This window comes from Methylobacterium isbiliense, assembly GCF_022179325.1.
In the GTDB taxonomy this organism is placed as follows: Bacteria; Pseudomonadota; Alphaproteobacteria; order Rhizobiales; family Beijerinckiaceae; genus Methylobacterium; species Methylobacterium isbiliense.
In genome coordinates this window covers 1-13,425 of record NZ_BPQQ01000072.1, presented here as the reverse complement: position 1 = coordinate 13,425, position 13,425 = coordinate 1, and the positions used below count along the sequence as shown (strand labels likewise).

Annotated in this window: 11 protein-coding genes; 1 reads left to right on the top strand and 10 read right to left on the bottom strand. The window is 72.9% G+C overall.

Translation table 11 applies throughout. The features are described from left to right. Positions 1-52 precede the first annotated feature (52 nt). Complete coding sequence (locus MFF61_RS26540) at positions 53-646, bottom strand: LOG family protein (RefSeq protein WP_238240701.1); 594 nt, start codon at positions 644-646, stop codon at positions 53-55. 270 nt (positions 647-916) lie between these two features. Between MFF61_RS26540 and MFF61_RS26535 the strand changes: the two genes are divergently transcribed. After that, positions 917-2,449: a LysM peptidoglycan-binding domain-containing protein gene (locus MFF61_RS26535; protein WP_238240700.1), complete on the top strand. Its 1,533-nt coding sequence runs from the start codon at positions 917-919 to the stop codon at positions 2,447-2,449. 6 nt (positions 2,450-2,455) lie between these two features. On the opposite strand, the gene MFF61_RS26530 is transcribed toward MFF61_RS26535, so the two are convergent. From MFF61_RS26530 to murB, 9 genes are all read right to left on the bottom strand, one after another. Further along, positions 2,456-2,656, bottom strand: coding sequence for a hypothetical protein (locus tag MFF61_RS26530; RefSeq protein WP_238240699.1), 201 nt, complete (start codon positions 2,654-2,656; stop codon positions 2,456-2,458). Between the two features lie 216 nt (positions 2,657-2,872). Further along, positions 2,873-4,546: a DNA repair protein RecN gene (gene recN, locus MFF61_RS26525; RefSeq protein WP_238240698.1), complete on the bottom strand. Its 1,674-nt coding sequence runs from the start codon at positions 4,544-4,546 to the stop codon at positions 2,873-2,875. A gap of 167 nt (positions 4,547-4,713) precedes the next feature. After that, positions 4,714-5,616 carry an outer membrane protein assembly factor BamD gene (locus tag MFF61_RS26520; RefSeq protein WP_238240697.1) on the bottom strand — a complete coding sequence of 301 codons (903 nt, stop codon included), beginning with the start codon at positions 5,614-5,616 and terminating at the stop codon, positions 4,714-4,716. A gap of 230 nt (positions 5,617-5,846) precedes the next feature. Continuing rightward, positions 5,847-6,794, bottom strand: coding sequence for a UDP-3-O-acyl-N-acetylglucosamine deacetylase (gene lpxC / locus MFF61_RS26515; RefSeq protein WP_238240696.1), 948 nt, complete (start codon positions 6,792-6,794; stop codon positions 5,847-5,849). A gap of 357 nt (positions 6,795-7,151) precedes the next feature. After that, on the bottom strand, positions 7,152-8,993 hold the full coding sequence (gene ftsZ, locus MFF61_RS26510) for a cell division protein FtsZ (RefSeq protein WP_238240695.1): 1,842 nt from the start codon (positions 8,991-8,993) through the stop codon (positions 7,152-7,154). Between the two features lie 111 nt (positions 8,994-9,104). Next, entirely contained in the window at positions 9,105-10,430 is a 1,326-nt protein-coding gene (gene ftsA / locus MFF61_RS26505; RefSeq protein ID WP_238240694.1) for a cell division protein FtsA, read from the bottom strand. Between the two features lie 43 nt (positions 10,431-10,473). Then, positions 10,474-11,460, bottom strand: a complete 987-nt coding sequence (locus MFF61_RS26500; protein WP_238240693.1) for a cell division protein FtsQ/DivIB — start codon at positions 11,458-11,460, stop codon at positions 10,474-10,476. Further along, positions 11,427-12,350: a D-alanine--D-alanine ligase gene (locus MFF61_RS26495; RefSeq protein WP_238240692.1), complete on the bottom strand. Its 924-nt coding sequence runs from the start codon at positions 12,348-12,350 to the stop codon at positions 11,427-11,429. Before MFF61_RS26495 ends, MFF61_RS26500 begins: the two co-directional genes overlap by 34 nt. 109 nt (positions 12,351-12,459) lie before the next feature. Continuing rightward, positions 12,460-13,374, bottom strand: coding sequence for a UDP-N-acetylmuramate dehydrogenase (murB, locus tag MFF61_RS26490; protein WP_238240727.1), 915 nt, complete (start codon positions 13,372-13,374; stop codon positions 12,460-12,462). Between the last annotated feature and the right edge of the window lie 51 nt (positions 13,375-13,425).

Genomic DNA, 13,425 nt, shown 5'->3' with positions numbered 1-13,425 from the left:
CCGATCATCGTCGCGGATGCCGGGCCGCTGATCCGGCTCGCGGCCGCGGGCCTCAGAACCGCTCCTCGATCAGCGCGTCCGCCTCGGGGCGGGTTGGGGCGTGGCGCACGGCGTCGCGCAGCATCGGCACGACCTCGTCGGACCGGTGCGCCACGAGGTAGTTGAGGTCCAGCCCCTCGCGGATGAAGCCGTTGCGGCGCATGTGGTCGAGCAGGGTGAGCAGCGGCGTCCAGAACCCGGCCACCGAGAGCAGCAGGATCGGCTTGGTGTGCCGGCCGAGCTGCGCCCAGGTCATCTGCTCGACCAGCTCCTCCAGGGTGCCGATGCCGCCCGGCATGGCCACGAAGGCATCGGAGCGCTCGAACATCAGCCGCTTGCGGGTGTGCATGTCCGGCACGACGATGGTCTCCTGCACGTCGTCGAGCATGCGCTCGCGGGATTTCAGGAAGTCCGGGATGATGCCCGTGACGTGGCCGCCGTGATCGAGGACGGCCCCCGCCACCGTGCCCATCAGGCCGACATTGCCGCCGCCGTAGACGAGCCCGATCCCGGCCTCCGCCAGGGCGCGGCCGAGGCTCCGGGCGGCCTCCCGGAAGGCCGGATCGGTGCCGAAGCCCGAGCCGCAATACACGCAAACCGTTCGCATCGATGCTCCGCACTCTTCCGCTGCGTCTCGTGGTCCCCCTCGCCCAATCCCCTTGCTCAGCGGGGCGGTCAGGCCATACCGCGCAAGATTCGGTCCAAAATCCGTGTCCCGTCCGACGGGGAGGAGCGCCGCAGCTTGGTGTCTTCGCGACAGGCCTGATACTATGGCCGGGATGCTGCAGCGTTGTCGACCTGAAGGCGTACCGCGCGCCGGATGCCGCGGCCGACATCGGACCGGTGGAGGAGCCGGCGGGATCGGGAGTGGTGCGCCATGACGGCGGAGTTGCGGCGCGGGATCTATCTCGCGGTCGTCGGTTTGGTGAGCGGCTTCGTGCTGATCGGCGTGGTCGCCAGCGGCACGCGCCTGCTGTCCCTCGGCGGAGCGCCCTCCCCTGCCCCCGGCGTCGAGGATCCCGCCTCCGAGCGGCGCATCGCCGCGCTGCCGGAGGCCGCGCCCAAGTCCGGAACTCAGGCCGAAACCAAGGCCGAGGCGAAGCCCGAACCGGCGCGCAGCCCGAGCTTCGACGTCATCCGGATCGAGCCCGAGGGCGACAGCGTGATCGCCGGCCAGGCCCTGCCGGGCGCGCAGGTGGAGATCCTGCGCAACGGCGAGGTCTTCGCCCGCACGACCGCGGACCCGGCCGGCAACTTCGCGCTGACGCCCCCGCCCCTGCCCGCCGGCAACAGCGAGATCACCCTGCGCAGCGTGGCGCCGGACGGCACGAAGCTCGCGGGCGTCGAGAGCGCCGTGGTGGCGCTGGCGCCCGACCGCCGCGGCAAGCCCCTGGTCGCCATGACGGCGCCGGGCCGGCCCACCGAGGTGCTGTCGCGGCCCGAGGCCGAGCCGCTGCGGCCGCCGGCGGCGGGCCGCGCCGCCGCGCCGCCCGCGCCCGAGATCCCGTCCGGCACCACGCCGATCAAGGTCGTGAGCGTCGATGCCGAGGCCGGCGGCAAGCTGTTCGTCAGCGCCCGGGGTGCCCCGGGCGCGGCGGTGCGGCTCTATCTCAACGACACGCTCATCGCCCCCGGGCAGGCGGGGCCGGACGGCCGCATCGCCTTCGCGATCGGCCGCGGCGTGCGGCCCGGCGACTACCGGGTGCGCATCGATCAGGTCGACCCCGCCTCCGGCAGCGTGAAGGCGCGGTCCGAGGTCAAGTTCGCGGTGCCGGCGACGCTGGACGTGGCGGCCGCCGAGCCCGCCAAGCCGGTCGGGCCCGTCAAGGCACCGGCGGCAGCCCCCCGCACGCCACCCGAGATACTGGCCGCCAAGCCGGTCGAGCCGTCCAAGGAGGCGGCCCGTTCCGATCCGGGGATCTCCGCCGCTTTGCCCAGGCCGGTTCCATCAGCCAAGCCGGCCGAACCCGGCAGGCACGACACCGCCAAGCACGACACCGCCAAGCCGGGCGGATCGGCCGCACCGACCCGCGCCGACGACGCGGCACGGGGTGCGGAGGCGTCGAAGCGGCCGGCGGCGCCGCAGGGGCCGGCCGGTCCGCACACGCCCGTCGCGGATGCGGCGCTCGCGCCGAAGCCTGCCGAGGCCGGCCGGGCGCACGAACCCGGCCAAGAACCCGGTCAAGAACCCGGCACGGTGTTCGTCCCCGGGGTCAGCACGGCCACGGTCGCCCGCGGCGACAACCTGTGGACGATCAGCCGGAAGGCCTATGGGCGCGGCACCCGCTACACGGTGATCTTCGGGGCCAATCAGGAGCAGATCCGCAACCCGCACCGCATCTATCCGGGGCAGGTCTTCGTGCTTCCGGGCGAGGCGCCCGCCGCCTCCACCGCCAGCAAGGGCGGCTGACGCGCCTCAGCGCGAGCGCTGCAGGTCGCGCTCGCGATGGCGCAGGCGCAGGAGGAGCTGGATCTGCTCGGTGGTGAGCGGGAGCCCGTCGCTCGTCCGCTCGTAGACGCTGCGCAATCCGTGGCCGAGGCGGCGCCGGATCTCGGCGCCGAGCGAGGCGAGCACCCGTGTCGGCGTCTCGGTCGACGTGACGGCTTCCGGCTTCATCGCGTTCGCTCCCGCTCGCATGGCAGGGGGCTTCCCGGCAACAGACGATCCCTGCGTCGCCGAGTGTCGGCCCCGCATGGTAAAGAATCGGTTAATTTTCCGCTTTGTTCACCATGATGCCGCGAAACAGGCAGGCGGCAGCGATTCGGCTGACACCAGCTTAACCATTCGCACCGGCGCGGTCCAGGCGCTGCGAAGGCAGCCGGACGCCGCGGCTCACGCCTCCGCGGCCTGGAGCAGACGGGCGGCGGCGGCCCGGGCCTCCTCGGTCACGGTGGCGCCGGCGAGCATGCGGGCGATCTCCTCGCGGCGCGGCGCGGCGGCGAGCAGGTTCACCCGGGTCGCGACGCGGTCGGATCCCTTCACCGCCTCCTTGGCGATCAGGAAGTGGGTGGCGGCGCGGGCGGCGACCTGCGGGGCGTGCGTCACCGCCACCACCTGCACCCGCTCCGCGAGGCGGGCGAGGCGCGCGCCGATCGCGTCCGCGACGGCGCCGCCGACCCCGGTGTCGATCTCGTCGAAGATCAGGGTGGGGGCCGAGCCCTTGTCGGCCAGCACGACCTTGAGAGCGAGCATGAAGCGCGACAGCTCGCCCCCGGACGCCACCTTCATCATCGGCCCCGGGCGGGTGCCGGGGTTGGTCTGCGCCCAGAACTCCACCCGGTCGAGGCCGGCGGGATCGCGGCTGTCCTCGTCGGTGGCGGTCTCGGTGATGAAGCGGGCGCGTTCGAGCTTCAGCGGCGGCAGCTCGGCCTGGACGGCCTTGTCGAGCTTGAGCGCGGCCTTGCGGCGGCCCTGGCTCAGGGCGCGGGCCTTGGCGAGGTAGGCGTCCTCGGCCGCGGCGAGGTCGGATTCGAGCCGCGCCAGCGTCTCCTCGCCCGCATCGATCGCCGCCACGTCGGCGGCGTAGCGCTCGCGCAGGGCGGCGAGGTCGTCGGCCGCGACGTCGTATTTGCGGGCCGCGGCCCGCAGCGAGAAGAGGCGTTCCTCGACCCGCTCCAGCTCGCGCGGGTCGAACTCCGCGGCCTGAAGCGCATCCTCCAGGGTGTTGCGGGCCTCGTCGAGGGCGACGAGCGCCGCGTCGAGGGCGGCGACGCAGGGGTCGACGAGGCCCGGCGCCTGCGCGGCCCGGCGCTCCAGCTTGCGCAGGGCCGACGAGAGATGGGCCGCCGGCGAGCCCTGGCCGCCCACCGCATCGAGGGCCTCGTTGAGGTCGCGGGCGACCTTCTCGCCCTGCTGCATGCCGGTGCGGCGCTCGGCGAGGTCGGCCTCCTCTCCCGACTTCGGGTCGAGGCTACCCAGCTCCTCTACGGCGTGGCGCAGGAAGTCGGCCTCCTTGCGGGCGGCCTCGACCCGGGCGCGGTGCTCGGCGAGCGCGCTTCGCGCCTGCCGCACCCGGCGCGCGGCCTCCGCCACGCCGGCTTGCGCGGCCTGCAGGTTGCCGAAGGCGTCCAGGATGGCGCGGTGGGTGGTGGGGTCGGCGAGCGCCCGGTCGTCGTGCTGACCGTGGATCTCGACCAGCGCCGCGCCGATAGCGCGCAGCACCTGCACGCCCACCGGCTGGTCGTTGACGAAGGCGCGGGTGCGCCCGTCCGCGACCTGGACGCGGCGCAGCACGAGGTCGCCCTCGGTGTCGAGGTCGGCCGCGGCCGCGACGGCCCGGGCGGGGTGATCGGGCGCGATGTCGAACACCGCCGTGACCTGCCCCTGCGCCTCGCCGTGGCGCACGAGGCGGCCGTCGCCGCGCCCGCCGAGCGCGAGCGTGAAGGCGTCGAGGAGGATCGACTTGCCGGCACCCGTCTCGCCGGTCAGCACGCTGAGGCCGTCGCGGAAGTTCAGCTCAAGCTTGTCGATCAGGACGATGTCGCGGATGGCGAGCTGAACCAGCATGCCGCCTGTGCAGACTCTCTACGAGGTGAGGATCCCGATGCTGTCTACAGGCAGCCGGCCGCCGGCGCGAGGGGTGCCGCGGCCGCATCGCGCGAAATCCGCGGGCCTGGCGGAGGAGGACCGCTCCTCCCGGCGGGAGGCGGGGGCCGGCCCTCCCCGGGCGGCGCTCACTGGGCTTCGGCGGTGCGGGTCTCGATCCCGATGATGCCGCGGAACGCCTTGCTGATCCACGAGGACTTTTCCTCACGCGGCTCCAGGCCGCCGCTCTGGAGGAGCGCGTAGGCGTCCTTGTACCAGGGCGAGTCGGGGAAGTTGTGGGCGAGCACCGCGGCGGCGGTCTGCGCCTCGGCGACGATGCCGAGCGCCATGTAGGCCTCGACGAGACGCTCCAGCGCCTCCTCGGCGTGGCGGGTCGTCTGGTACTTGCTCACCACGTCGCGGAAGCGGTTGATCGCCGCCGGGAAGTTGCGCCGCTCCAGGTAGTAGCGGCCGACCGCCATCTCCTTGCCGGCGAGCTGGTCGCGGGTGATCTGGATCTTGGCCTTCGCATCCGCCGCGTATTCGGAGGTCGGGTACTTCTGCACCAGCTCCTGCAGGGCGACGAGGGCGCGCTCGGACCGCTCCTGGTCGCGGGTCACGTCGGGGATCTGCTTGTAGTGCGACATCGCCAGCAGATACTGCGCGTAGGCCGCGTCCTTGCTGCCGGGGTGACGCTGCAGGTAGCGCTTGGAGGCCGAGATCGCGTCCTCGTAGCGGGCGCTCTCGTAGTTGGAGTAGGCGGTCATCAGCACCGCCTTCCGCGACCAGTCGGAGTAGGCGTACTCCTTGTCGAGGTTCTCGAACTTCTTGGTCGCGGCCTCGTAGTCGCGGTCCTCCAGCTTGGCCAGCCCTTCGCTGTACATCTTGTCCGCGGGGACGCGGGCGATGACCTCGGGCTTGTACTTCTCGGGTCCGAACGGGTTGATCGAATCGAGGGCGTCGCAGCCCGCGAGGCCGGCGCCGCACGCCGCGAGCAGCGCGACGCGCAGAACGGTACCCTTCGCACCGCGGAGCGAGGAGGCGAGAGGCATGCGGGTTCTTCCCCAAGCAGGCGGCCGTCGGGCACGCCGGTGTTGTCGTGGTCGGTTCCGGCCGGAGCGCCTGCGGGTTCCGCGGGGCGGCCGGTACGCTCGAAGCTTTGGGCGGCGAATAGGGCGCGAAAACGGCGCAGCCCGGGGCAGGGTCCTTCGGATCGGGGGTTAAGCACCCGTGAACGAACCGGAAATCCGCCGCCTGTGGCTTTCGCGCAACCCGCCGGGGATCAGAGGTCGGGGGCGTAGGCCGCCGCGCCCAGGGCGGCCCCGAGATCGGCCAGGACCGGCTCGCGGCGGGCGCTCGCGCCCTCGACGAGGGCGTAGCTGGTGCGGTCGGCGAAGAGGGCGTCGAGGACCGCGACGTTGAGGCCGTGGCCGCCGCAATAGGAGCGATAGGCGCCGAGGATCGGCAGGCCGGCGAGAGCGAGGTCGCCGACCGCGTCGAGGAGCTTGTGGCGGACGAACTCGTCCGGGTAGCGCAGGCCTTCCGGGTTGACGACGCCGCCGTCGCCCACCGCGACGGTGTTCTCCAGCGAGGCGCCGAGCGCGAAGCCGGCCTTCCAGTAGCGCTCGACGTCGCGCATCATCCCGAAGGTGCGGGCGCGGGCGATCTCGCGGCGATAGGCGGCGGGGGTGAGGTCGAGGCTCTTGCGGCTGCGGCCGATCACCGGGCTCTCGAAGTCGATCTCGACGTCGAGGCGGAAGCCGCGCTCGTAGGGCCGCAATTCGGCGAAGGCGCGGCCCTTCTCGGCCCGGACGGGCTTGAGGATCTTGATGAAGCGGCGCGGGGCGCCGCAGGTGGCGATTCCGACCGTGTCGATGGCGGCCACGAAGGGGGCGCTCGATCCGTCGAGGATCGGCATCTCGGGGCCGTCGATCTCGACGAGGACGTTGTCGATGCCCAGTCCGCGCAGCGCGGACATCAGGTGCTCGATGGTGGCGACGGCGCCGGTGTGGCGGTCGCCGATCACGGTGCAGAGTTCGGTGGCGGAGACCTGGCTGTGGTGGGCCTTGATGAGCCGGTCCCGCCCGCCGGGCATCCTGGTCCTCAGGAACTCGATGCCGTCGTTGGCCTCGCGGGGATGGAGCGTGATGCTGACCGGATTCCCGGAATGGACGCCGATGCCCGAGAGGCTCACGGCCGAACGAAGGGTCGTCTGTTGACTTGTTCTCATTCTTCAGCCCCCGGACGCGATCCACCGCCGCGCCCCGCTTGGGAACACGCTCGAGTGAGACCCATCCGCTGTTTGAAGCCCCTTGAGCGCTGGTGCCGGTCCGGGCCCGCGCCGTCTTTCGTGTGAGGACAGCTATAGTCGCGCTCAAAAGCGCGGCCAAATCACGGATTCTTACGCTCTGTAACAACCCGGGGGCGGGTCTTCACCCGCCGAAAACCCTTGTCGCGCAGAGTCTTAAACAAGCACTTAAACCCCGGGATCGCGGGATCCCGGGGTGTGGCCGAAAAGCGCCAGTGGCGGTCTCGGATGCCGTTGCGGGAGGGCCCGCGGCGCCTGGCGGAGCCGCGGGCGGGCCGCTCAGTTGGCTTGCCGGCGCAGGAAGGCCGGGATCTCCAGCTGGTCGTCATCCATCATCCGTGCGGCCGGAACGGGGCGGCCCTGCGGGTCGAGGTTGCCCTGCGCCGGACGGTAGCCCAGGGGCGCCTGCGGCGCGTGGACCGGGTGCGGGTGGGGCTGATGCGCATGGGGCTGGTGCGGCTGGGGCTGCGGCGCATAGCCCTGCGGGAGCGGGGCGCGCGGCGCGGGCGCCGCGAGGGCCGCCTGGGGCGCGCGCGGCGGGGCGGCCTGCTGGGGCAGCATCGCCTGCGGGGCGGGGGCCTGCGCCGGATGGGCCGGGGCGACCTCCTCGTCGCGCCGGCCGCCGAAGCCGACGGTGGCGAGGCGGCGCAGCAGCGAGGTGCGCTTGACGTCCGGCGCCGCCTGCTGGGGCACCGGCTCCTCGCCGCGGCTGGCGCGGATCTGGTTCTGGGCCGGCAGCGGCAGGTCCTGCACCCGCGGCATCCGGGGGGCGCGCACCACCTGCGGCGAGGGCGGGATGAACGGCGCGGAGGCCGAGGTCATCGGCGGCTCGGCGACCGGCTGCGGGGCCGGCGGCTCGTAGGCCGGCATCCGCGGCTGGACCGGGGCGATCTGCACGTCGTCGCGCATCACCGGCTGGGGGTGCGGCAGCTCGGCCCGCACGGGCTCGGCATGCAGGGCCTGCGACGGGGCGACCGGCGCCTGGGCCGGCATCTGGGCCGACTCGTGGGCCGGGGCGGGGCGGACCGGGCTCGCGGCCTGCGGCGCCTGGTTGGCGCGGGCCCGCGCCTCGGCGCGGAGCCGGTCGGCCACCTCGGCGATGCGCTGCTCGGTCTGGGCGAGGTCGGGCGCATTGACCGCGTGCGCGGTGATCAAGGCCGGCTCGATGCCGGTGGCCACCACCGACACCCGGATGATGCCGTCGAGGCTCTCGTCGAAGGTGGCGCCCAGGATGATGTTGGCGTCCGGATCGACCTCCTCGCGGATGCGGGTGGCCGCCTCGTCGAGTTCGTAGAGGGTGAGGTCGTTGCCGCCGGTGATCGAGATCAAGAGGCCGCGGGCGCCCTTCATCGAGACGTCGTCGAGGAGCGGGTTGGCGATCGCGGCCTCCGCGGCCCGGTTGGCGCGGTTCTCGCCCGACGCCTCGCCGGTGCCCATCATCGCCTTGCCCATGCCGCGCATGATCGCGCGCACGTCGGCGAAGTCGAGGTTGATGAGCCCCTCCTTCACCATCAGGTCGGTGATGCAGGCCACGCCCGAGTAGAGCACCTGGTCGGCCATCGCGAAGGCGTCCGCGAAGGTCGTCTTCTCGTTGGCCACCCGGAAGAGGTTCTGGTTGGGGATCACGATCAGCGTGTCGACCGCGGCCTGCAGCTCGGAGATGCCCGCATCCGCGGTGCGCATGCGGCGCACGCCCTCGAACTGGAAGGGCTTCGTCACCACGCCGACCGTCAGGATGCCCATGTCGCGGGCGGCCCGGGCGATGACGGGCGCCGCGCCCGTGCCGGTGCCGCCGCCCATGCCGGCGGTGATGAAGCACATGTGGGCGCCCGAGAGCTGGTCGCGGATCTCGTCGATCACCTCCTCGGCGGCCGCGCGGCCGACCTCGGGCTGCGAGCCGGCCCCTAAGCCCTGCGTCACCCCGATGCCCATCTGGATCACGCGCTCGGCCTTGGAGGAGGTCAGCGCCTGGGCGTCGGTGTTGGCCACCACGAACTCGCAGCCGAGCAGACCCGACTCGATCATGTTGTTGACCGCGTTGCCGCCGGCGCCGCCGACGCCGAAGACGGTGATGCGCGGCTTGAGTTCCCGGATGTCCGGCGCTTGCAGAGAGATGGCCATGATGCGCGTGCCTCTTGATGTTCTTGGTGTGAGCGCCGATCGGCGCCGGTGTAATGGTCCGCTCGCCCCCGCGGGCCCCTCGAAGCCCGGCCGGGGCATCCGATTGCCCGTTCAGAAGCTCTCCCGGATCCAGCGACCGACCCTGGAGAAGTAGCCGTCCCCGTGAAGGCCCATCGCGCCGGCCTGCCCCTTCGGCTCGAAATGCTCGACGTGGGAGACCTGCGGATAGACGAGGAGGCCGACCGCCGCCGAGAAGGCCGGTCCCTTGGCGGCCTCCGGCAGACCCCTGATGCCCAGCGGCCGGCCGATCCGGACCTGCCCCTGGAGGATGCGGCGGGCGGCCTCGGGCAGGCCGACGAGCTGGCTCGCGCCGCCCGTCAGCACCACCCGGCGGCCGGCCTGGGCCGCGAAGCCCGCGTTGCGCAGCCGGTCGCGCACCAGTTCCAGCACCTCCTCGACCCGGGGGCGGATGATGCGCACGAGCTGCGACTTCGGGATGTGGTGGGGCAGGTCGCGCTCGTCCTCGTCGACGCCGTGGACCGCGATCATGTCGCGCTCGTCGGAGGCGGTCGCCATCGCGGCCCCGTACAGGGTCTTGAGGCGCTCGGCCGCCGCCACCCGGGTGGAGAGGCCCCGGGCGATGTCCATGGTGACGTGGTGGCCCCCCACCGCGAGCGCATCGACGTGCACGAGGTGGCCGCCCGTGAACACGCCGACGCTCGTCGTGCCCCCGCCCATGTCCACCACCGCCACGCCCATCTCCGCCTCGTCGTCGACGAGGGCCGAGAGGCCCGACGCGTAGGGGGTGGCGATCACCGCCTCGACGCGCAGGTGGCAGTTCTCGACCGCCAGCATCAGGTTGCGGGCCGAGGCGGTCTCGGCCGTGACCACGTGCAGGTCGACGCCGAGCGTCTCGCCGATCATCCCCGAGGGATCGATCACCGCGCCCTGCTGGTCGAGGGAGTAGCCGGTCGGCAGCGCGTGCAGCACCGCCCGGCCGGGGCTGACGCTGTGGGTGCTGGCCGCTTCGAGCACGCGCTGGACGTCGGCGCCCGTCACCGGGCCGGAGCGCACGGGCACGCGCGCCTCGAAATGCTGCGAGCCGAGCCGGCCGCCCGACAGGTTGACGATGACCGACTGCACCTCGCACTTCGCCATCCGCTCGGCCGCGTGGACGGCGTGGCGGATCGCGTTCTCGGCAGCTTCGAGGTCCACCACCGCGCCGCCCTTGAGGCCGAGCGAGCGCTGGTGGCCGATGCCGATGATGCGCGCCAGATGCGTGCGGCCGCGCAGGGTCGAGAGCGTCTCGACCGGCTGCAGCTCGGCGACGAGGCACACGACCTTGCTGGTGCCGATGTCGAGCACCGAGAGGGTCGCGCTGCGGCGCGCCGAGAGCGGCTTCAGCCGGGGGGTCAGGCCGTGCTGGAGAAGGCTCATGCGAGGCTCGACCGGGAGGACGGGGTGAGGGGAGCGGGGCGGGTCACGTGTCGATCCCCTTCCCCTTCGGCTTCTTCTTCTGCGCCTCCTGGCGCGCCGCGGCTCCCTCCTCGGTGAGCCGCACCACCACCCGGTCGGGCATGCGCAGGTCCACCGCGATGATGTCCTTGTCGAGGAGGCGCTGCTCGGCATCGAGGCGCACGAGGCGGGTCACCGCCTCGCGGGCGCCCGCTTCGGGCAGGCGGATGTCGATCCCGTCGAGCTTCAGGGTCCAGCGCCGCCCCGACACCAGGGTGCCGGCGCGGATGCGCGCCTTCAGGGGCCCGGCCGCGTCGAGGAGGGCGAGGTATTCCTTGGTGCGGGTGTTGGCCTCCTCGCCGACCACGAGCGGCAGGGCGGCGAAGCGCCCGTCGCGCATCCGGTCGATGACGGTGCCGTCCGCGGCGATCACCTCGATCTCGCCGTTGCGCTGCCACAGCGCGCTCGGCTCGCGCTCGGCGAGGGTGACGAGGAGTTCGTGCGGATAGATCTTGCGCACCGAGACCGAGCCGATCAGCGGCACCGCCGCGAGGCGGTCGCGCACGCCCACCACGTCGAGGAAGGGCAGCGAGTTGCGCTGGTCGAGACCGGCGGCCTGCAGGATCTCGGCCGGCCGCAGCTGCACGATCCCGGCGATCGTCACCTTGTCGAGGCCGAACCCGGCCACGCGGGCGAGGAGGTCGAGGGGCCGGCCGTGGCGCACGACGAACTCGGCGTAGGCGCCGCTGGCGACGAAGCCCGCCGCGCCGACGAAGCCGAAGAAGCCGAACACCAGGGCGGTGCCCACGAGGCGCGGCACGCGCCGCTCCAGCGGGATCGCCACCGACGCGCGGCGGGGCCGCAGGAACCGGGGCAGCCGGCGCGACAGGAAACCCGCACCCGCCCGGGTCCCGGGCAGGGGCGCCCCCGCAAGGGGCGCGACACCGCCGGCCTGCGCGCCGGCGGGACCGGCGGCGGTCAGCGGTTCAGGGAAGCGTCCTCCACCATCCATCGGACGAGTTCACCGAAACTGTACCCGGCATGGGCTGCGATCTCCGGCACAAGGCTCGTCTCGGTCATGCCGGGCTGCGTGTTGACCTCCAGTACCACGAGCGCACCGGTGCCTCCCGGTGTGTCGTCGTAGCGGAGATCGGCACGGCTCACGCCCCGGCAGCCAAGTGCTTGATGCGCCGTTAACGCCAACTCTCGAACCAGCTGGTAAATTTTCGGTTTAATTTCGGCCGGCAGCACGTGCACCGACCCCCCCTTCGCGTACTTGGCGTCGTAATCGTACCACTCCCCGGTGGTGGCCCGGATGTCGATGACGTCGAGGGCCCGGTCGCCCATCACCGCGCAGGTCAGTTCGCGGCCCGGAATGTACGTTTCGGCAAGGAGTTCGTCGCCGAACGACCAGTCGTCGCGGCCGACCTCCTGGGGCGGGTGGGTGCGGCCCTCGCGCACGATCACGACGCCCATCGAGGAGCCCTCGGCGACCGGCTTCAGCACGTAGGGCGGGGGCAGGACGTGGCGCCGCGCCGCCTCGAATCGGTTCACCAGCCGCCCGTCCGGCACCGGCACGCCGGCCGCCTTCATCACCACCTTGGCGCGCTCCTTGTGCATGGCGAGGCTGGAGGCGAGCACGCCCGAATGGGTGTAGGGGATCGCCATGATCTCCAGCAGGCCCTGCACGGTGCCGTCCTCGCCGCAGGGCCCGTGCAGGGCGTTGAAGGCGACGTCGGGCCTCACCTGCGCCAGCACGTTCGCGAGATCGCGCTGCACGTCGATGGGCGTGACGCGAAAACCCTGCTCCTCCAGCGCCCGGACGCAGGCCCGGCCGGAATTGAGCGAGACCTCCCGCTCGGAGGACCAGCCGCCCATCAGGACGGCGACGTGCTTGGTCATGGGATGCCCTCCTCGGGGCGCTCGCCTTCCGGCATCGGGGATGTGAAGGGTCCGGGGAGCGGCGCCGTCCGGTGCCGTCGTCATCCGCGCCTCCCCGGGCGCGGCCGAATCAGGCCGGAACGCCGATCCGCTTGATCTCCCAGTGCAGGTCGACGCCGGATTGCGCCCGCACGCGCGCGCGCACCTCCTCGCCCAGGCCCTCGATGTCGGCCGCGGTGGCGCCGCCGGTGTTGATGAGGAAGTTGCAGTGCATCTCGGAGACCTGCGCGCCGCCCCGCCGCAGGCCCCGGCAGCCGGCCGCGTCGACGAGCTGCCACGCCTTGCCCCCCTCGGGGTTCTTGAAGGTCGAGCCGCCGGTGCGCTCGCGGATCGGCTGGGCGGCCTCGCGGGCCGCGGTGACGCGGTCCATCTCGGCGAGGATCGCGGCCTTGTCGCCCGGCCGCCCGCGAAACAGCGCGCTCGTGAAGATCACGTCGCCGGGCGCACCGGAGTGCCGGTAGGCGAAGCCCATGTCGGCATGCGCGAAGACCCGGATCTCGCCCGTGCGGGTCACGCCGCGCGCCTCGACCAGCACGTCCGTGGTCTCGCCGCCATGCGCCCCGGCATTCATGCGCAGCGCGCCGCCGACCGAGCCGGGAATGCCGCGGTAGAAGGCGAGCCCGTCGAGCCCGGCCTCGGCCGCGGCGCGGGCGAGGCGCATGTCCGGCACCGCCGTCCCGGCCCGGATCGTCTCGCCGTCGACCGCGATCTCGCCGAAGGCTCGGCCCCCGAGCCGCACCACGAGGCCCGGCACGCCGCCGTCGCGCACGATCAGGTTCGAGCCGAGCCCGATCACCGTGACGGGCACCTCGGCCGGCAGCGCGGCCAGCGCGGCGGCGAGGTCCTGCTCGTCGGCGGGCGTGAACAGCACCTGCGCGGGACCGCCGACGCGAAACCACGTCAGGTCGGCGAGCGGATGGTCGGGCAGGAGCCGCCCGCGCAGGGAGGCGGGCGCGAGGAGGGAGAGGATGTCGTGCGAGGTCATCTGGCTGATCATGGGTGAGCATCTCCGCCTCTCCCCGCGGGCGGGGAGAGG